Origin of the sequence: Streptomyces sp. NPDC096324, assembly GCF_044763015.1 — a bacterium.
GTDB lineage: Bacteria > Actinomycetota > Actinomycetes > Streptomycetales > Streptomycetaceae > Streptomyces.
In genome coordinates this window covers 465651-484535 of sequence record NZ_JBIWFK010000005.1, presented here as the reverse complement: position 1 = coordinate 484535, position 18885 = coordinate 465651, and the positions used below count along the sequence as shown (strand labels likewise).

At 72.5% G+C, this 18885-nt stretch carries 18 protein-coding genes; 6 read left to right on the top strand and 12 right to left on the bottom strand.

Annotation, left to right across the window (positions count from 1 at the left end):
* The first annotated feature begins 91 nt into the window (after nt 1-91).
* Nucleotides 92-952 (top strand): dihydropteroate synthase, encoded by an 861-nt coding sequence (gene folP, locus ACIQ7M_RS16245; protein ID WP_355773601.1) that lies wholly within the window; start codon nt 92-94, stop codon nt 950-952.
* Nucleotides 953-995: 43 nt separating this feature from the next.
* On the opposite strand, the gene ACIQ7M_RS16240 is transcribed toward folP, so the two are convergent.
* Nucleotides 996-1754: a TIGR00730 family Rossman fold protein gene (locus ACIQ7M_RS16240; RefSeq protein ID WP_403644272.1), complete on the bottom strand. Its 759-nt coding sequence runs from the start codon at nt 1752-1754 to the stop codon at nt 996-998.
* 148 nt (nt 1755-1902) lie between these two features.
* Nucleotides 1903-2982, bottom strand: a complete 1080-nt coding sequence (gene dapE, locus ACIQ7M_RS16235; protein WP_355765605.1) for a succinyl-diaminopimelate desuccinylase — start codon at nt 2980-2982, stop codon at nt 1903-1905.
* Between the two features lie 128 nt (nt 2983-3110).
* Here dapE and ACIQ7M_RS16230 point away from each other — a divergent pair, with 128 nt between their 5' ends.
* Both ACIQ7M_RS16230 and ACIQ7M_RS16225 read left to right on the top strand, forming a co-directional pair.
* Nucleotides 3111-4169 carry a heavy metal transporter gene (locus tag ACIQ7M_RS16230; protein ID WP_355765602.1) on the top strand — a complete coding sequence of 353 codons (1059 nt, stop codon included), beginning with the start codon at nt 3111-3113 and terminating at the stop codon, nt 4167-4169.
* 327 nt (nt 4170-4496) lie between these two features.
* Nucleotides 4497-4934, top strand: coding sequence for an ATP-binding protein (locus ACIQ7M_RS16225; RefSeq protein ID WP_403644268.1), 438 nt, complete (start codon nt 4497-4499; stop codon nt 4932-4934).
* Nucleotides 4935-5025: 91 nt separating this feature from the next.
* On the opposite strand, the gene ACIQ7M_RS16220 is transcribed toward ACIQ7M_RS16225, so the two are convergent.
* Both ACIQ7M_RS16220 and fdxA read right to left on the bottom strand, forming a co-directional pair.
* Nucleotides 5026-6120 (bottom strand): bifunctional succinyldiaminopimelate transaminase/glutamate-prephenate aminotransferase, encoded by a 1095-nt coding sequence (locus ACIQ7M_RS16220; RefSeq protein ID WP_403644265.1) that lies wholly within the window; start codon nt 6118-6120, stop codon nt 5026-5028.
* A 151-nt stretch (nt 6121-6271) separates the two neighbouring features.
* Nucleotides 6272-6592, bottom strand: a complete 321-nt coding sequence (gene fdxA / locus ACIQ7M_RS16215; RefSeq protein WP_019058397.1) for a ferredoxin — start codon at nt 6590-6592, stop codon at nt 6272-6274.
* A 141-nt stretch (nt 6593-6733) separates the two neighbouring features.
* Between fdxA and ACIQ7M_RS16210 the strand changes: the two genes are divergently transcribed.
* On the top strand, nt 6734-7765 hold the full coding sequence (locus ACIQ7M_RS16210; protein WP_403644262.1) for a GNAT family N-acetyltransferase: 1032 nt from the start codon (nt 6734-6736) through the stop codon (nt 7763-7765).
* A 17-nt stretch (nt 7766-7782) separates the two neighbouring features.
* The gene (locus ACIQ7M_RS16205; RefSeq protein WP_403644260.1) at nt 7783-8634 is read left to right on the top strand and encodes a tetratricopeptide repeat protein; all 852 of its coding nucleotides are present in this window, start codon (nt 7783-7785) and stop codon (nt 8632-8634) included.
* Between the two features lie 21 nt (nt 8635-8655).
* Here the strand turns inward: ACIQ7M_RS16205 and ACIQ7M_RS16200 are convergent, their stop codons facing one another.
* From ACIQ7M_RS16200 to ACIQ7M_RS16165, 8 genes are all read right to left on the bottom strand, one after another.
* Complete coding sequence (locus ACIQ7M_RS16200) at nt 8656-9270, bottom strand: DNA-binding response regulator (RefSeq protein ID WP_389846031.1); 615 nt, start codon at nt 9268-9270, stop codon at nt 8656-8658.
* Nucleotides 9267-10490 carry a sensor histidine kinase gene (locus ACIQ7M_RS16195; RefSeq protein ID WP_403644583.1) on the bottom strand — a complete coding sequence of 408 codons (1224 nt, stop codon included), beginning with the start codon at nt 10488-10490 and terminating at the stop codon, nt 9267-9269. The genes ACIQ7M_RS16200 and ACIQ7M_RS16195 overlap by 4 nt, the downstream gene beginning before the upstream one ends.
* 5 nt (nt 10491-10495) lie before the next feature.
* Nucleotides 10496-11236 carry an ABC transporter permease gene (locus ACIQ7M_RS16190; RefSeq protein WP_403644257.1) on the bottom strand — a complete coding sequence of 247 codons (741 nt, stop codon included), beginning with the start codon at nt 11234-11236 and terminating at the stop codon, nt 10496-10498.
* Complete coding sequence (locus tag ACIQ7M_RS16185) at nt 11233-12231, bottom strand: ABC transporter ATP-binding protein (protein ID WP_403644254.1); 999 nt, start codon at nt 12229-12231, stop codon at nt 11233-11235. Before ACIQ7M_RS16185 ends, ACIQ7M_RS16190 begins: the two co-directional genes overlap by 4 nt.
* Before the next feature lie 181 nt (nt 12232-12412).
* Nucleotides 12413-14605, bottom strand: coding sequence for a hypothetical protein (locus ACIQ7M_RS16180; protein WP_403644251.1), 2193 nt, complete (start codon nt 14603-14605; stop codon nt 12413-12415).
* A 160-nt stretch (nt 14606-14765) separates the two neighbouring features.
* Complete coding sequence (locus ACIQ7M_RS16175; protein ID WP_355765575.1) at nt 14766-15191, bottom strand: DUF6113 family protein; 426 nt, start codon at nt 15189-15191, stop codon at nt 14766-14768.
* A complete protein-coding gene (gene mshB, locus ACIQ7M_RS16170; protein WP_403644248.1) occupies nt 15188-16096 on the bottom strand; it encodes an N-acetyl-1-D-myo-inositol-2-amino-2-deoxy-alpha-D-glucopyranoside deacetylase in 909 nt (302 codons plus the stop codon). Before mshB ends, ACIQ7M_RS16175 begins: the two co-directional genes overlap by 4 nt.
* A 129-nt stretch (nt 16097-16225) precedes the next feature.
* A complete protein-coding gene (locus ACIQ7M_RS16165) occupies nt 16226-16420 on the bottom strand; it encodes a hypothetical protein (RefSeq protein WP_037620693.1) in 195 nt (64 codons plus the stop codon).
* Between the two features lie 186 nt (nt 16421-16606).
* Between ACIQ7M_RS16165 and ACIQ7M_RS16160 the strand changes: the two genes are divergently transcribed.
* Entirely contained in the window at nt 16607-18736 is a 2130-nt protein-coding gene (locus tag ACIQ7M_RS16160; protein WP_403644245.1) for a prolyl oligopeptidase family serine peptidase, read from the top strand.
* Nucleotides 18737-18885 lie beyond the last annotated feature (149 nt).

Genomic DNA, 18885 nt, shown 5'->3' with positions numbered 1-18885 from the left:
GAAGTGTCAGGCTCCGATCGTGCCATGCGAGTGTGACAGTTAAGGTCGCAGGCGGCTTATCGGTGCGACTGACGGGGAGAGGTCACAGGGGATGCTCAGGCTGGGCAGGCGCGAATTCGAGGCGCACGAGCCGGTGATCATGGCGATCGTGAACCGGACCCCGGACTCCTTCTACGACCAGGGGGCCACCTTCCGCGACGAGCCCGCTCTCGCGCGCGTGGAGCAGGCGGTGTCCGAGGGGGCCGCCATCATCGACATCGGCGGGGTCAAGGCCGGTCCGGGCGAGGAGGTCACCGCCGAGGAGGAGGCGCGGCGGACGGTCGGCTTCGTCGCCGAGGTGCGCCGCCGCTTCCCGGATGTGGTCATCAGTGTCGACACCTGGCGGCACGAGGTCGGCGAGGCGGTCTGCGAGGCCGGCGCCGACCTGCTCAACGACGCCTGGGGCGGGGTCGATCCCCGGCTGGCCGAGGTGGCCGCCCGGTACGGGGCGGGGCTCGTGTGCACGCACGCCGGGGAGTCCGAGCCGCGCACCCGTCCGCACCGGATCGCCTACGAGGACGTGATGGCCGACATCCTGCGGGTCACGCTCGGCCTCGCGGAGCGCGCGGTCGCCCTCGGGGTGCCCCGCGAGTCGGTGCTCATCGATCCCGGACACGACTTCGGGAAGAACACCCGGCACAGTCTGGAGGCGACACGGCGGCTCGGGGAGATGGTCTCCACCGGGTGGCCGGTCCTCGTCTCGCTCTCCAACAAGGACTTCGTCGGCGAGACGCTCGACAAGCCGGTCAAGGAGCGGGTCCTCGGGACGCTGGCGACGACCGCGGTCTCGGCGTGGCTGGGGGCGCAGGTGTACCGCGTCCACGAGGTCGCGGAGACCCGTCAGGTGCTGGACATGGTGGCGTCGATCGCCGGGCACCGGCCGCCGGCGGTGGCCCGGCGCGGACTGGCGTAGCGGACGGGGTGGGGGTACGGCCGTACCCCCACCCCGTGAACGCCTAGCGGCCGGCCTCCTTCGACATCAGGGCCACCGCTTCGTCCACGTCGTCGGTCACGTGGAACAGCATCAAGTCCTTCTCGGCCGCCTTGCCCTGGGCGACGAGGGTGTTCTTGAGCCAGTCCACCAGGCCGCCCCAGTACTCCGTACCGAACAGCACGATGGGGAAGCGGGTGACCTTCTGGGTCTGGACCAGCGTGAGCGCCTCGAAGAGCTCGTCGAGGGTGCCGAGACCGCCGGGCAGCACCACGAACCCTTGCGCGTACTTGACGAACATCATTTTTCGCACGAAGAAGTAGCGAAAGTTCAGGCCGATGTCGACGTACGGGTTCAGCCCCTGCTCGAAGGGAAGCTCGATGCCGAGGCCGACGGAGATGCCCTTCGCCTCCAGGGCGCCTTTGTTGGCGGCCTCCATGGCACCCGGTCCGCCACCGGTGATCACCGCGAACCCGGCGTCCACCAGGCCGCGGCCGAGAGCGACACCCGCCTCGTACTCGGCCGACCCGACCGGGGTCCGCGCCGAGCCGAACACACTGATCGCGGCCGGGAGTTCGGCCAGCGTGCCGAAGCCCTCGATGAACTCCGACTGGATGCGCAGAACACGCCAGGGATCGGTGTGCACCCAGTCCGAAGGACCGCCCGCGTCCAGCAGTCGCTGATCCGTGGTGCTCGCCTGAACCTGGTCCCGCCTGCGCAGCACCGGGCCCAGCCGCTGCTCCTCAGGTGGCCGCTTCTTGCCCCTCGGGTCTCCAGTAGCCATGTCCACTCCCTCCGCGTACGGATCTCCCCCGCCCCGGCCGAAACCGGTGCGGGGGAAGGTCGTTCCGCCCCAGCGTAGATCTCCGCTGGTTACGGCGGGGGGACGTGGGCATGTCCGCCGTGAACAGCCGACGGGTACGGGCCGCTCCTCAGGCGGTGAGCCAGGCGCGCAGGCGCTGTTCGCCCGCGAGGATCTTGGCCGTTTCCACTCGCTCGTCCCGCTTGTGGGCCAGGTGCGGATTGCCGGGTCCGTAGTTGACCGCCGGGATGCCGAGGCCGCTGAAACGGGAGACGTCCGTCCAGCCGTACTTGGGCTGCGGGGTGCCCCCCACCGCCTCGATGAACGCGGCCGCCGCCGGGTGGGACAGGCCGGGGAGGGCGGCACCGCTGTGGTCGTCGACGACGAACTCCGCCACACCGCAGTCGGCGAAGACCTCGCGGACGTGCTCGATCGCCTCCTCCTCGGTGCGGTCGGGCGCGTAGCGGAAGTTGACGGTGACGACGCACTCGTCGGGGATGACGTTGCCGGCGACCCCGCCGGAGATCTTCACCGCGTTCAGGCCCTCGCGGTACTCCAGACCGTCGATCACCGGGTATCGCGGCTCGTACGCGGCCAGCGCGGCCAGGATCGGGGAGGCCGCGTGGATCGCGTTCGAGCCCATCCAGCTCCGGGCCGAGTGGGCCCGTTCGCCCTTGGTCTTCAGCAGGACCCGCAGCGTGCCCTGGCAGCCGCCCTCGACCTGTCCGTCGGAGGGCTCCAGGAGGACCGCGAAGTCGCCCCGCAGCCACTCGGGGCGGGCCTCGGCCACGTGCTTCAGCCCGTTCAGATCGGCCGCGACCTCCTCGTTGTCGTAGAAGACGAAGGTGAGGTCCCGGTTGGGCTCGGGAACGGTGGCCGCGATACGGAGCTGGACGGCCACGCCCGACTTCATGTCACAGGTTCCGCAGCCCCACAGCACGCCGTTCTCGTCGAGGCGGGAGGGCACGTTGCCGGCGATCGGCACGGTGTCGATGTGACCGGCCAGGACGACCCGCTCGGCGCGGCCCAGGTCGGTGCGGGCCACGACGTTGTTGCCGTACCGGTCGACCGTCAGATGCGGCAGGGCGCGCAGGGCCGTCTCGACGGCGTCCGCGAGCGGCTTCTCGTCGCCGCTCTCGGAGCGGAAGTCGACGAGCCGCGCGGTGAGCTCGGCTGCGTCGAGGGTGAGGTCAAGAGGGGTGTCGGCCATGGCGTCGACCCTAGCGCGCCCGGCCCGGGGGTACCGAAAGCAGCCGGATGGGGTCGTATCCCCCGGCCCCGCCGCCGTTGTCCACAGCCCCAGGGTTCGCCCACAGCGCTCTCCAGTACCTTGTACGCGTGTCTGAGCCGTCCCCCACTCCTGTCCGGCGACGCCGCCGTCGCCTCCTGCGTTTCGGCGGGGCCCTCGTGGTCCTGCTCGCGGTCGCGGGTTACCTCGGCGTGCAGTACCTCACGGGCGGCGTGGGCGCGCCCCGGTGCAAGGTCGTCTCCGCCAACGGCGACGGCGCGTCGTACGAGTTCACTCCCGAACAAGCGGTGAACGCGGCGACGATCTCGGCGATCGGCACCTCGCGCGGCATGCCCGAGCGCGCGGTGGCCATCGCCCTCGCGACGGCGCTCCAGGAGTCGGGGCTGCGCAACATCCGGCACGGCGACCGGGACTCCCTCGGTCTGTTCCAGCAGCGCCCGTCGCAGGGCTGGGGCACCGAGAAGCAGATCATGGACCCGACGTACGCGGCGGGCATCTTCTACGAGCACCTGGCCAAGGTGCCCGGGTACTCACGGCTGCCGCTCACGGTCGCGGCGCAGCGGGTGCAGCACAGCGGCTTCCCGCAGGCGTACGCCAAGCACGAGCCGGACGCCACGCTGCTCGCCGCCGCCCTGACCGGCCGCGCGGCGGCCACGCTGACCTGTCAGGGGCGCCCGGCCGCGACGACTCCGGCGGGCGGTCCGGCGCCGGTGCGCGCCGCGCTCGCGCGGGACTTCGGACGGGATGTGTTCCAGGAGGCGGGTGCCACGGTGGACACCGCGGGTTCCGCCGTGTCACCGGCACCGGCCGCCCCGAAGTCCGCGGCCCCCTCGGATTCGCCGGTCTCCACGGATTCCCCCGCCTCCTCGGCCTCCGCGGCCCCCGCCGCCACGGGGAGCGCCGACCGGACCGTGACCGTCCCCGTGCGCGAGGGGTCCGGCTCCGGCGCCACGGAGCTGCGCCGCGGCTGGGAGCTGGCGCACTGGGCCGTCGCCAACTCCTCGGCCCTGCACATCGACCGGGTGTCGTACGCGGGGCGCGAGTGGACCGCGGGAACGGCGGAGGGCTCGTGGCGCACGGCGGACGACAAGAGCGGCACGGAGGCGGAGGACACCGCGGGCGAGGTCCGGATCATGACCGGGCAGTAGTACGGGACCTCACCCCTGGGGAGGACGCGGACACCGGGGGCCGGCGATGTGCGCGCCCTTTCGGGCACTCACCCCCGGTGCGTGAAAACCCTTGGAAACAAAGGGCCGTGGCCACTCCACGAACCCTTTGACCGGATATCGTTTGCCCGTTTTTATCCACAACCGATAATGCGACGCATTGCCAACTCTTTACGGCGGGCCACCGCAACCTTCGCGGACTTCGAGCGGTAGTCACTGCGTCCGAGCCCGGAACGATCACCTCCCGATCGACTCGGCCGATCGGCTCCGGCAGGACGACTGCTCGTTCCCTTCCGTCTAAGGAGCACCATGTCCCTCTCCCTGACCCGCCGGATCGCCCGTGTCGCGCTGCTCGTCGCGGCCGGAGCGGCACCCGTGGTCGGCGCGGCCGGCTCCGCGAGCGCGGCCGTCGACCTGCCGCCCACCCCCGGCCTCGGCGGGCTGACCGCCCTGGACGGGGCGAACGTCGGCCCCACACTCGACGGAGCCACGCACCGCGCCACCGGGATCACCGGCGGCACGGCGGTCGAGAAGGCCCTGCCGCCCGCGGGCAAGGCCGGCACCAAGGTCGCCAGGAAGGCGGCGCCCGCCGCGCGGAAGGTGGCCGGAACCGCGGCCGGCCAGGCCGGAGGGCTCATCGGTGACACCGCGAGGACCGCGTCCTCGAGCGGCCTGCCGACGGACGCCGTGACCAAGGGCGGCCTGCCGACGGGACAGCTCCCGATGAGCGCCCTGCCGCTGGGCTAGCCCGGCGGGACGTACGGCGACGGGGTCCGGGGATGTGCTTCCCCGGACCCCGTTTCGCCGCTCGGCGCGGGCGCTCCCGCCCCTCGGCCGGTCAGCGCAGGCGTTCCACCGCGGCCGCCACCCGCTCGTCCGAGGCGGTGAGGGCCACGCGGACGAACCGCTCGCCCGCCTCGCCGTAGAAGTCACCGGGGGCCACCAGGATGCCCAGCTCGGCCAGGTGGGCCACCGTGGACCAGCAGGACTCGTCCCGGGTCGCCCAGAGGTAGAGGCTCGCCTCGCTGTGCTCGATCCGGAAGCCGTGGCCCAGGAGGGCCTCGCGCAGGGCGGTGCGGCGGGCCGCGTAGCGCTCACGCTGCTCCCGGACGTGCGTGTCGTCCGAGAGAGCGGCGACCACGGCGGCCTGGGTCGGCGCGGAGGTCATCATGCCGCCGTGCTTGCGGATCGCGAGGAGCTCGCCGAGCACGGCGGGGTCGCCCGCGAGGAACGCGGCGCGGTAGCCGGCCAGGTTCGAGCGCTTGGACAGCGAGTGGACCGAGACGATCCCCTCGTAGGAGCCGCCGCACACGTCGGGGTGCAGCACCGAGACCGGGTCGGCCTCCCAGCCCAGCTCGATGTAGCACTCGTCGGAGACGACGAGGACGCCGTGCTCGCGGGCCCAGGCGACGATCCGGGTGAGCTCCGCGGCGGACAGCACCTTGCCGGTCGGGTTCGACGGGGAGTTCAGCCACAGCAGCTTCAGGCCCGTCGGGTCCAGCTCGGTCGGGTCGTCGTAGACCACGTGCTCCGCCCGGGCTAGCCGCGCGCCGACCTCGTACGTCGGGTAGGCGAGGCGCGGATGGGCGACCTTGTCGCCTGGGCCGAGGCCGAGCTGGGTCGGCAGCCAGGCGACCAGTTCCTTGGAACCGACGATCGGCAGGACATGACGGTGGGTGACGTCCCGCGCGCCGAGTCGTCGCTCCACCCAGCCCGTGAGCGCGTCCCGCAGCTCGGGCGTGCCCCACACGGTGGGATAGCCGGGCGAGTCCGCCGCCGCGACCAGAGCTTTCTGGATCAGCTCGGGCACCGGGTCGACCGGGGTGCCGACGGACAGGTCGACGATGCCGCCCGGGTGAGCTGCGGCGGTCGCCTTGAAGGGCTCCAGCTTGTCCCAGGGGAAGGTGGGAAGCCGGTCGGAGACTGCGGACACGGGATCGGGCTCACTTTCTCGTACGTACGCCCCGTACGCCGGTACGGGCCACGGCACGGATGCGCGGGCGGACACCGCAAACGCCTCGGTCCCGTACAGCGACCGGAGGATCAGGCCGTACGGGACCGAGGCGGCGCGTGTGCGGGCCGCTCTACTGGTTCTGCGGCGGCAGCGCGGCGACGAAGGGGTGGTCGCGCTCGATCAGACCGAGCTTGCTGGCACCGCCGGGCGAGCCGAGCTCGTCGAAGAACTCGACGTTCGCCTTGTAGTAGTCCTTCCACTCTTCCGGAGTGTCGTCCTCGTAGAAGATCGCCTCGACCGGGCACACCGGCTCACAGGCTCCGCAGTCGACGCATTCGTCCGGGTGGATGTACAAGGACCGGGAGCCCTCGTAGATGCAGTCGACCGGGCACTCCTCGATGCACGCCTTGTCCTTGACGTCGACACAAGGCTGCGCGATGACGTAGGTCACGCTGTCGTTCCTCCTCGATAGGGCGCTGGCGGGCCTGTCGTAGGCTCCGCCGCCTGGCGCGCGGGAGCGCGGCGTAGTCGATGCCCGCCCCTAGTATCTCCGTTCTTGGGCATGATCCGAACAGGAGGGGTGAACTGACCTGTGGAATTCTCTGCCGCCGGCCGCCTGGAGGTCCGCGTCACCGCTGCTGACGTGGGGAAACGCGTCTCGGTACGACGCCTGACCGACGATGGAGACACGGTGGAGAAGTTCACCGATACGGTCGGTGTTCTCACATCATGGGACGACGGTGTGCTGCTGATCACACGACGGACCGGGGAACGGGTCCGGATCGCGGAGTCCTCCCTGGTCGCGGCGAAGGTCGTACCGTCCGCCCCGGCCCGGCGGCGCGGCCCCGCGGCGTCCTACGAGGAGCTGGCGCGCGTCTCCGCGCGGGCCTGGCCGCCGGTGGAGAGCGAGCGGCTCGGCGGCTGGGAGCTGCGGGCGGCGGGCGGGTTCACCCGGCGCGCCAACTCCGTGCTGCCGCTGGGCGACCCCGGCGTACCGCTCGACCGTGCGCTCGCGTACGTACGGGACTGGTACGCGGCTCGTGACCTGCCCGCCTTCGTCCAGACGGCCACAGGCGCCGAGGGCACCCAGGAACTCCTGTGCGCGGAGCTGGAGGCACGCGGCTGGACGCGCGAGGTGACCGCCGAGCTGTGGACCGGGGCGTTGGCACCGGTCGCGGACCGGGAGGCGCCCGGGGTGACGCTCTCCCGCACGGCCGACGAGGCATGGCTCGGCCGCTACCAGCGCAAGGGCGTCGGCGAGGTGGCCCTGAAGGTGCTGGGCGGCGGTCCCTCGGTGTGGTTCGCGACGGTTCCCGGTGAAGGGGGCACGGCTCCGGCGGCGATCGGACGGTGCGTCGTCGACGGCCGCTGGGCCGGTTTCGCCGCCGTGGAGGTCGATCCGGACCTGCGCCGCCGCGGCCTCGCCACCGCCGTCATGGCCGCCCTGGCCGGCCGGGCCCTGGAGGAGGGCGCCTCGGCCGCCTGGCTCCAGGTGGAGGCGGACAACGCCGGGGCACGCGAGCTGTACGCCCGGATGGGGTTCGCCCCGCACCACGCCTACCACCACTACCGCGAGCCGTCCGGCGACGCCGGTGCGGGTGTCGAGCCGTATCGATCGACGTGACGGGGCACGAGCCACCTATGCGTTCCCCCCAGCCGCCCGAGCCCGGCCGGGCCGACGAGGTACGGCGCCGGTTCGCCGCCGAGGCGCGGGCCGAGCGGCCCGATCCGGCGGAGCTGTGCCTGCTGGTGGGCGCGGCGGCGGACGGAACCCTGGACGACGCCGGGATCGACGCGGCGCAGATCCTGCTGGACGAGCTGGCGGGCCGGCTGCCCTTCCGCGCGGGCGGCCCCCGGGCCTGGGCGACGGCCCTCGCCGAACTCCTCGGCGGGCGCCTCGGATACCGGGGCTCACCGGGCGACTACCAGCGGCTCGAATCCTCCCTGCTGCACGCGGTGCTCCGCCGGCGGCGCGGGCTGCCCATCCTGCTCTCGGTGGTGTGGATGGAGGTCGCGCGGCGGGCCGGGGCGCCGGTGTACGGGGTCGCGCTGCCCGGTCACTTCGTGGTGGGCTTCGGACCGCCCGACGAACAGGTGCTCGCCGACCCGTTCGACGGCGGACGCGTCCTGACCGGCTCCGACGCGCAGCTCCTCGTCGCGGGCGCGACCGGCGCCCCGCTCGACCCGTCGATGCTCGCCCCCGCCGACCCGCTCGACGTCGTCCTGCGCGTCCTGAACAACATCCGGGCCTGGGCCGCCGCCCGGCCCGAGCGCTCCGACGTGGCCCTGTGGTCGGTGGAGCTGTCCCTGCAGCTGCCCTCGCACTCCGCGCGGCTGCGCTACGAACGGGCCCAACTCCTTGTGCAGCGAGGAGACTTCCTGACCGGGGCCGCCGAACTCGACGCCTACGCGGACGTGGTGGCGGCGGTCGACGAACCGGCCGCGTCCCGTGTCCGCCAACAGGCCCACGCGGCACGGGCGATGCTCAACTGAGGCACCGGCCGGCCGTGGCGCTCACAGCCATCCCTTCTCCCGTGCGATCCGTACCGCCTCCGCCCGGTTGCGTACCGCGAGTTTCTGGATCGCGGTCGAGAGGTAGTTGCGGACGGTGCCCTGGGAGAGGTGGAGGGCCTTGGCCAGTTCGGCGTTGGTGGAGCCGTCGGCGGCGGCGCGGAGGACCTCGCGTTCGCGGTCGGTCAGGGGGTTGGCGCCCTCGGCGAGCGCGGCCGCCGCCAGGGTGGGGTCGATGACGCGCTCGCCGTCCAGCACCTTGCGTACGGCCGCGGCGAGTTGGGCGGCCGGGGCGTCCTTGACGAGGAAGGCGTCGGCACCGGACTCCATGGCGCTGCGCAGATAGCCGGGGCGGCCGAAGGTGGTGAGGACGATCAGCTTGATGCCCGGGAGCTCCTTGTGGACCTCGGCCGCCGCCTCTATGCCCGTCATGCCCGGCATCTCGATGTCGAGGAGCGCCACGTCCACGTCGTGGGCGCGGGCCGCCGCCAGCACCTCGTCACCGCGCGCCACCTGGGCGACGACCTCGATGTCCGGCTCCAGTCCCAGCAGGGCGGCCAGTGCCTCGCGGACCATCGACTGGTCCTCGGCGAGCAGGACCTTGATCGTGCGGCTCATGCACCGGATCCTACGGGGTCGTCCCCCGCGCCCACAGGGGCCCGGCCGCCCTCCAGGGGCGCCCGTGCCACCAGCCGGAATCCGTGCCGGACCCGGCCCGCCTCCATCGAACCGCCCGCCTTCTCCAGGCGTTCGGTCAGCCCGGTCAGGCCGTTGCCGGGTGCCGTGCCCGAGGTGCCGCCCGACCCGTCGTCCTCCACCGAGAGTTCGAGCACGGGACCGTCCAGGGTCTGGCGGCGGACGAGCTCCACCGTGCAGCGCCGGGCGCCGCTGTGCCGTACGACGTTGGTGACCGCCTCGCGCAGCGCCCAGGCCAGCGCGGACTCGGTCTCCTCGGGAACGCCGTCGAGGCCGGGTTCGGCCGGCAGGTCGGCGATCACGTCGGCAGCGGTCAACGCGACCTGGGCTCCCGCGAGTTCACCGGCCAGCCGGGGCCTGCGGTAGCCGGTGACCGCCTCGCGCACGTCGACCAGGGCCTGGCGGCTGACCTGTTCGATGTCGGCGACCTGCTGGGCCGCCTTGTCGGGGTGGTCGGGGAGCATCCGCCCGGCCAGCTCGCTCTTCAGCGTGATCAGCGACAGCGAGTGGCCGAGCAGGTCGTGCAGGTCCCGGGCGAGCCGCAGGCGTTCCTCGTTGGCGGCGAGCTGGGCGACGGTGGCCCGCGCCTTGCGCAGTTCCACCGTCGTACGGACCAACTGCCGTACGCCGGTCATCGCGAAGCCGATCAGGACGACGAGCAGGACGAGGTTGCGCGCGTCCTCCTCGCCGCCGTGCAGACCGACGAGCAGCATCACGACGGCGGTCAGCGGGATCGTCCAGTAGGAGACGCGCAGCGGGAACGTCGTGCCGCAGGCGACCGAGACGTACACGAACAGGCCGAGCCAGGGCGCGCCGAGCGTCAGGCACAGGACGACGGCCAGCACGCCCAGGGCGAGCACCATGAGCGTGACGGCCAGGGTGCCCGTGAAGGCCTTGCCCATGTGCCGGAAGACCAGCGTCAGATAGACGGCGACGAAGGCCGCGAGGCCCACCCAGCCGGCCGCGGTGGCCCCGGGCGTGTGGTCGCCCGAGACGAGGTCGTGGACCGGCGAGCTGAGGAACACCAGCCAGATGACGATCCAGACCGACTTGCGCAGGGCCTCACGGACGTTGCGCGGGGACTCCCCCATCCTCACGATCCGGTCCGTGCGGGCCGCGTCGGGCAGCGGGTCTTCCGTCATGGCGTTCACGCCTTCAGCGTGTCCTTCCGGTACAGCCAGGCCGCGCCGCCCGCGAAGAGGGCGAAGGACACGGCGAGGATGGCGATGTCCTTCGCGTGCGGGGCGTCCCCCAGTTCGATGGCCTGCCCCAGGGCAGCGTACGCGTGGGTGGGGAGCCATTTGGCTATGTTCTGGAGCCAGTCGGGGAAGGTCGTCGTCGGCATCCACAGGCCGCCGAGCATCGACAGACCGAAGTAGACGATCATCGTGATCGGCCGGACGGCGTCTCCGCTGGCGAGGTAGCCGATGGCGACGCCGAGGGCGGCGAAGACCAGGCTGCCGGCCCAGATCACGCCGGTGAGCGCGCACCACTGCCAGACGTCCAGGCGTACGTCCTTCACCGCCGCGGCGACCACGAAGACGATCACGATCGACGGCAGGCTGATCACGGCGGCGCTGGCCGTCTTGGCGAACACGTAGCCGCGGCCGGGCAGCGGGGTGAGCCTCAACTGCCGTACCCAGCCGCTCTCCCGCTCCTTCGCGATGCGCTCGCTGTTGCCCATGAGGACGGCGGTCAGGGCGCCGAAGGAGGCCATGGAGACCATGAAGAAGGTCGGCAGGGTCAGGCCGGTGCCGTCCACCTTCGTGGTGCTGTCGGCACTGCCCGCGATCAGCAGGAACAGGGCCGAGGGGTAGATGACCGAGAAGAACAGGAACTTGCGGTTGCGCAGGGCGCGGGTGATCTCCAGCTTGATGAGACTGTTCACTTGGACGTGGCCTCCTCGGCGGTGGCGCGGGGGGCCGCTTCGGCCGCGCCGCGGGTGGCCTCTTCGGCCTCGGTGATGGCGACGAAGGCCTGCTCCAGACCGAGCCCGGCGACTTCGAGGTTGCGGGGGTAGACGCCGAGCCCGTACAGCGCGTGGACGGTGGCGTCCGCGTCGGAGGACTGGATGCGGACGGTCTGCCCGGATCCCGCGGCTGAGCCGCTCCTGGCCACCGTGAGCGAGGTGAGGAAGGGCAGCGCGCGCAGCGGGGCCTCGTCGATCGTGCCCTCCAGGTCGAAGGAGACGCGGCGCGCTCCGGCCTTGGCCTTGATCTCGGCGGCGGTGCCGTCGGCCAGCAGCCGTCCGCGGTGCAGGACGAGCACGCGGTCCGCGATGGCGTCGGCCTCCTCCAGGTAGTGCGTGGCGAACAGGACCGTACGGCCCTGGTCGGCCTGTTCGCGCATGGTGGCCCAGAACGCCTGCCGGGCGGAGACGTCCATGCCGGTGGTGGGCTCGTCGAGGACGATCAGGTCGCTGTCGCCGGCCGTGGCGAGGGCGAAGCGGACGCGCTGTGCCTGGCCCCCGGAGAGCTTGTTGACCTTGCGGTCGGCGATCTGGGTGATGCCCGCGCGGGTGAGGACCTCGCTCGCGGAGTAGGGCCTCGGGTGGAGGTCGCAGGCGAGCTTGACCAGTTCGCCGACGGTGACCTCGTCCATCAGCCCGCCGCTCTGGAGCATGGCGCCCACCCGGCCGGCGACGATCGCCTCGCGCGGGCCGGTGCCGAAGACCCGCACCGTGCCGCTGTCGGCGTTCTTGAGGCCGAGCAGCAGGTCGAGGGTGGTCGACTTGCCCGCGCCGTTGGGGCCGAGCAGGGCGACGGTCTCGCCGGGGTGCAGTTCGAGCGTCAGTCCGTCGACCGCCCGGACGTTCCCGTAGCTCTTGGTCACCGAATCGAACCGGACCACCGATGGGGTGGTGGTCGCCGCAGTCGTTGTCATGTCGTCCATCGTGGTCGAGAGGAGGGCACGCGCGGCAGTGTGGTGTGTCCTGAGCGGCGGATGACAGATGTCATGTCGGCGGCCCGCGTCCGTGCTCGTGGCGGGCCGCGCGACACGGCAAACGGCAGGAGGGCACCCGGCCGGTTCGGCCGGGTGCCCTCGACGCGCTTGGCGGGGCCCGCTAGTTGGGGTTGGTGGGGATGGTCACGTCGCGCTCGGCGGTCGTCTTCCCGACCAGCGCCCTTCCTATGGCGGAGGCCACGTCCTGCGGGCTGACGGCCTTCTGGCTGCCGTCGCCCTTGGTGATCGTCACGCCGTCGAAGGCGTGGCCGTACAGCGACTGGAGCGCGTTGAGGTCGTAGTACTCGACGAGCTTGCCCTGGACCGGCCGGACGCTCAGGAACTTCCAGATGGACTTCTGCGGGCTGAAGGGGATGAAGTGGGTGGCGTCCGTGCGGATGGTGATGTTCGCGGACATGGCGACGTTCGCGAACGTCGACATCTTCCGGTCCACCTCGGCCTTGCTGATCGTCGGCTGGCGGGTCGTGGTGGCGACCTTCACCGGCGTGGCCGTGTTGCTCTCCACCTGGGCGCGGTACGCATCCTGGACGGCCTGAAGCGAGGGTCCGACGTCGATGCCCTTGCCGGCCTTGCCGTAGACCGGGACGGCCTTGCCGGCCTGGAACTTGATCGTGCCGTCGCTCGCCGAACCCGAGCCGCTCGCGGCGCGCTCCAGGGCGGCCTGCAGCTTCTCCTTGTCGACCGGCATCACGGGCTCCACCGCACGCCCCTGCCCGAACAGCGAGCCGATCACGGAGATCGGGTTGTAGTCGCTGGAGGCGGCGGCGCGGACGGTGGCCTGGCTGTCGAGCTGGAGTCCGGCCTGGTCGGGCTTGAGCTGGACCGTGTCACCGTCGACGGACAGCGTGAGCGGCTTGTTGGTCCGGGCGCCGAGGGCGTCGTCGAGCTTCTTGACGGCGTCGTCGCGGGTGCCGCCGCCGATGTCGACGCCGAGCACCGTGGTGCCCTTGGGCACGTCCGAGTGGTTCATGAGCAGGCCGGCACCGTAGGCACCGCCGGCGAGGACCACGACGAGGACGGCGAGCAGCGCCGGCTTGTTGCGGCCCTTCTTCTTCGCGGGCTTCGCCGCCTTCGCGGGGGCGGACGGCTGCCGGACGGGTTCGGGGAGCTTCGGCGGGGTGTGCGACCGGGTGCGGTCGGGCTCCCCGTCGTACGCGAAGTTCTGGCTGGGCGACACGACGGGCATGCCACTGGTCAGCGTGTGCCCGGAGACGTTGTCCGCGGGGGCGCCGTAGGCACCGGGGCCCGGGTCGGGTGCCGGCTTCTGCGGGGTGAGGATCGCGGTGTCGTCGCTGAGACCGCCGCTCAGGCCGCCGCGAGCGCCGGAGTGTCCCGTGCCCGTGTTCCGGTTGCCGTGGGCGGGACCGGGCCGGGCGGCGAGGCTGCCGGGGCCCGCGCCGGCTCCGGCCGGGGGCCGCAGCGGGCCGTCGCCGGTGGCGGGACCGCCGGTCGGACCGGCCGGGCCGCCGCGGCCGCTCTCGGAGAAGTACGGGAGGTCGTCGCGGCGGGGTTCGCCTGACCCCGCGGACGGGCCGGGCGTGCCCGCCGCGCCGGGCGAACCGATGACCGGGAAGGAGCCGGTGTCGCGCAGCGCCCCGGAGACGTCGAAGGAGCCCGTGCCGCCGCCGTGACCGGGGGCCACGGGTCCGGCGCCGGTGGCGCCGGGGAGCGGGGCACTGTTCGCGCCGCCGGGCCGTCCCCCGGTGATGCCCAGCGGACCCGCGCCGGTGGACGGCGCCGGCCGTCCAGCGCCCGGAGTGGTCCCGGCGGGCAGGGCGCCCGCGGGAGCCGAACCGCCCGGCATGCCCGCTCCGTTGGTGGAGCCGCCGCCCGTCGCGCCCTTGGGGGGCGCGCCGGCCCTGCGGGGCGCGAACCAGTCGCTCGTCTTCTCCTCGGCCGGCGCGGGCTGTTCCACGGGCGCGGGCACGGGGGCGGACGGGGCCGGGGCGGTGGCCGCCGGACCGGAGGCACCCGCGGGCGAACTCGTGCCCTGCGGCCCCGGTGTGCCGGTCCCGCTGCCGTCGCCGCTGTCGGGCGAGGCGTCGGTGTCGGCGACGGGTGTACGGACGACCACGGGCGGGATGGGCCGCGATCCGGGGATGTTGATCCGGATCCGTGTCGTCAGCGTTGTCTCGGTCTTGCGCTCCTCCGTCGGCTTGCCGGCGGCCGAACGGCCCGTGTCGGCACCGTTCTCGGAAGCCGCGGGGGTGCCGTACGGGGGCGTCCCCGACGGGTACGCGGCTCCACCGCGCCCGTTGGGCCCGGAGGACGAACTGTCAGTTTCACGACTCAAGGCAGGTTCTCCCGGTTGGCTCCGCCGCCCGTTTACTCGACCTCATCTCGGGCAGCTCGGCGGCGCGCACCACCATACTGGCCATGTCCGGCCCGCAAACCTCGACCGTGCAGGAATCTCGCACGGGACCCGCCCGGGACCGATGAGGCGAAGTGGTACGTCACTTGCCAAGTCGGGCACCGGAAGTGCCTGGTTGCCGCCCTTGACCGAGAGTGGCGCACATCACAGCCACGGCCATGCCTCCGAGCAGGAAGAGATACGAGACGACTCCCGCGCCGAAGAGGAAGTCCCCTTCCGGTCGGCTGGCGGTGAGCAGGACGACGGCGACCATCCAGCCCGCCGCGGGGGCGACGGCTCCGGCCCGGGTGCCCGCCGCCCGCGCGCCGCCCAGGAAGAGTCCGGCGGCGCCCGCCAGGGCGAGCAGCAGCCCGAACGGGAACCAGCCCGGCTGCACCAGCGCTCCGGCGACGCCCACCACGGCGCCGAGCAGGAAGAGCCCCAGGTAGGCGGCGATCCGCCCGCCCGAGGGCGGCTTCATCGGCTGGGCGAGCATGCTTCCCCCGCCGCGCTGTCCGTTCGAGCTCATCGCGGATCCGTCCCTCGCCCGGTCGTGCCGGTTCCCTCGAAGAGGTCTCGCTCGCGCGCCGCGGGGCGCGGGGCGCCTGCCAGTTCGTAGTACTCGGTGGTGAAGAGCGGCTGGGCCAGCTCGTTCGAGAGGACGAACCAGGGGCCGTCCACGGTGATCTGGGTGGCGTGCGCCCGCATCGCGGCGGCCTTGGCCGCGGCGTACGCGGTGCCGTCGATCTCGGTGGTGACTCTCGCCTCGTCGACCACGCCCGGTACGTCGTCGACGGCGGCGCTCCGGCCGAACGGCAGCCCGGGCAGGGCCTCGCGCAGGCGGGCGAACGCCTCCTCGGCGACCTGGCGCGGCACCCGGTTCCAGTAGGTCTTGGCGATCCGCCACGCGCCGCCGAGGTCGGGGCGGTGGGCGGGATCCGCGGCGAGCTCCGCGGCGCGCACGGCCACGCGGTGGGCCTGGATGTGGTCGGGGTGTCCGTAGCCGCCGTCGGGGTCATAGGTGACGAGCACCTGGGGGCGCACCTCGCGGATCACCTCCACGAGATGGTCCGCGGCGTCGTCGACGTCCGCGGCCCAGAAGGCGCCGGGGCGGTGGTTCTGCTCGGCGCCCATCATCCCGGAGTCGCGGAACCGTCCGGGTCCGCCCAGGAACCGGTGGTCGGTGACGCCCAGTTCCTTCATGGCCGCGCTCAGCTCACCGGTCCGGTAGGGACCGAGTCCGCCTTCGCGGTCGGGGGCGAGATGGGCGAGTTCGGGCGGGATGACCTCGCCCTCCTCGCCGAGGGTGCAGGTCACCAGCGTCACCTGGGCGCCCTCGGCCGCGTACCGGGCCATGGTCGCGCCGTTGTTGATCGACTCGTCGTCCGGGTGCGCGTGCACCAGGAGCAGACGCCGGTCGGGCAGTTCCGTCATGGAAGCCACCCTACGAGGCCCGGGTCCCCCGCCGTCCGGCGGCGCGGACCGGTCCGTTTCGAGCGGACCGGACGGGGCAGGCGGGGAGCGGGAGCCGGACACTCTCCCCGCCGGCGGCCCCGGGGCGGATCAGAACTTGATGCTGCCGATCATGCCCGCGATGTTCGTGGTCAGATCGCTGATCGTGGGCGCGATGGTCGAGGAGGCGAGATAGAAGCCGAGCAGCATGCAGACGACCGCGTGCCCGCCTTTCAGTCCTGACTTCTTGATCAGAAGAAAGACGATGATCGCCAGCAGCACCACCGCCGAAATCGAGAGTGCCACGGCGGCTCACCTCCAAAGTTCCCGGGGACTTGGGGTCCGGTACGGGGTCGGACACGAGGGTCGGTACATCCAAACAGCGGGCAGCAGGTTCCTACCCACACAGCGCTAGTGATCATAACTATCCGTACGCGCGCATCGATCGGCGCACGGCCGCACAAGGGGGCGCATGGCCAATATGGTCGACGCATGACGAACGAGCCTCTCTCCTTCCCGCGCCGGTACGCCCGCACCCAGCGGTTCACCTCCGGCGCGCCGCGCGCGTTCACCGTGTCCCCCGACGGTTCCCGTGTGGTGTTCCTGCGGTCCCCCTCCGGTACGGAGCGGGCGAACCACCTGTGGGTCCTCGACGTGCCGGAGGGCCGTGAGCGGGTCGTGGCCGACCCCGCGGCCCTGCTCGGGGGCGCCGCCGAGCACCTGTCCGCCGAGGAGCGGGCGCGCCGCGAGCGCAGCCGCGAGGGCGGCGCGGGCATCGTCGGATATGCCACCGACACAGCCGCCGAGTTGGCCTCTTTCACCTTGTCAGGGCGGCTGTTCACGGCGGAGCTGCGGGCCGGCACGGCGCGTGAACTCCGCGTCCCCGGGCCGGTGATCGACCCGCGCCCCTCCCCGGACGGCACGCTCGTGGCGTACGTGTCCGGGGGCGCCCTGCGCGTCGTCGGGGCCGAGGGTGAGGGCGACCGGGCCGTCGCGGAGCCGGAGTCGGCCGGAGGTCCCGGGACGGTTTCCTATGGACTGGCCGAGTTCATCGCGGCCGAGGAGATGGGGCGTTCGCGCGGCTTCTGGTGGTCACCCGAAGGAGACCGGCTGCTCGTCGCCCGGGTCGACGACACGCCCGTACAGCGCTGGTGGATCTCCGATCCGGCGCACCCGGAAGCCGATCCTCAGCGGGTCGCCTATCCGGTGGCGGGCAGCCCCAACGCCGAGGTGCGGCTCTTCGTGTTCGGGCTCGACGGGGTGCGCACCGAGGTGACCTGGGACCGGGCGCGCTATCCGTATCTGGCGCATGCGCACTGGTCAGCCGCGGGCGCGCCGCTGCTTCTGGTGCAGGCGAGGGACCAGCGCAGCCAGCTCTTCCTGGCCGTGGACCCGGATTCCGGGACGACCCGGATGGTGCACGCGGACGAAGATCCAACTTGGCTTGATCTTTTCCCTGGAGTGCCGTGCTGGAGCCCCGGCGGACAGCTCGTCCGGATCGCCGACGAGGGCGGCGCGCGGGTCCTGGCGTTCGGCGAACGTCCGCTGACCGGAGCCCAGTTGCACGTCAGGGCGGTGCTCGACATCTCGGCCGACGACGTGCTGGTCGCGGCCTCGGCGGGCGAGGGGGCGAGTTCCCCCGAAACGGGTGAAGTGCATGTGTACCGGGTGAACGAACTCGGCCTGGAGCGCGTCTCGCAGGAGCCCGGCGTGCACTCGGCCGTACGCGCCGGGGGCGTGACCGTGCTCGTGTCGTCGGTGCTCGACCAGCCGGGCGCCCAGGTGCAGGTGCTGCGCGAGGGGAAGAAGACGGCGACCATCTCCTCGTACGCCGAAGATCCCGGTTTGTCCCCGCGCGTGACACTCACACAGGGGGGCGCACAGAAAATCCCATGCGCCGTGCTTATGCCTACCGACTACGACGGTGACACTCCCCTGCCCGTCCTCCTGGACCCCTACGGCGGTCCGCACGGCCCCCGGGTGCTGGCCGCGCACAACGCGCACCTCACCTCGCAGTGGTTCGCCGACCAGGGCTTCGCGGTGGTCGTCGCCGACGGGCGCGGCACCCCGGGGCGCTCCCCCGCCTGGGAGAAGGCGATCCGCGACGACCTGACGCTCTCCCTCGACGACCAGGTGGAGGCGCTGCACGGTCTCGCCGAGCGGTTCCCGCTCGACCTGTCCCGGGTCGCGATCCGCGGCTGGTCCTACGGCGGCTGGCTCGCGGGGCTCGCCGTGCTGCGCCGCCCCGACGTCTTCCACGCGGGCATCGCGGGCGCCCCGGTCGCCGACTGGCGGCTGTACGACACGCACTACACCGAGCGCTATCTCGGCGACCCGGCGACGAACCCGGCGGCGTACGCGAAGAGTTCGCTGGTCACCGACGAGGGTCTGGCCGAGCCCGCGGACACGCACCGGCCGCTGATGATCGTGCACGGCCTCGCGGACGACAACGTGGTGGTGGCGCACGCCCTCCGGCTCTCCTCGGCCCTGCTCGCCGCCGGCCGCCCCCACGAGGTCCTGCCCCTGTCGGGGGTCACCCACATGACCCCGCAGGAGACGGTCGCCGAGAACCTGCTCCTGCTCCAGGTGGACTTCCTGCGACGCGCCCTCGGCCTGAACTGAGCACCGGCACACCACCGGGCACCGCAAGCATCGATCGAGGACCCACGACGACGCACCGGCCACCTCCGCGAGAGCGGCGCCGGTTCGGGCGAAAAGTACGAGCCGGGGTGACATGGCGACACCCCGGCTCGTTCACGGCACCCGCACGG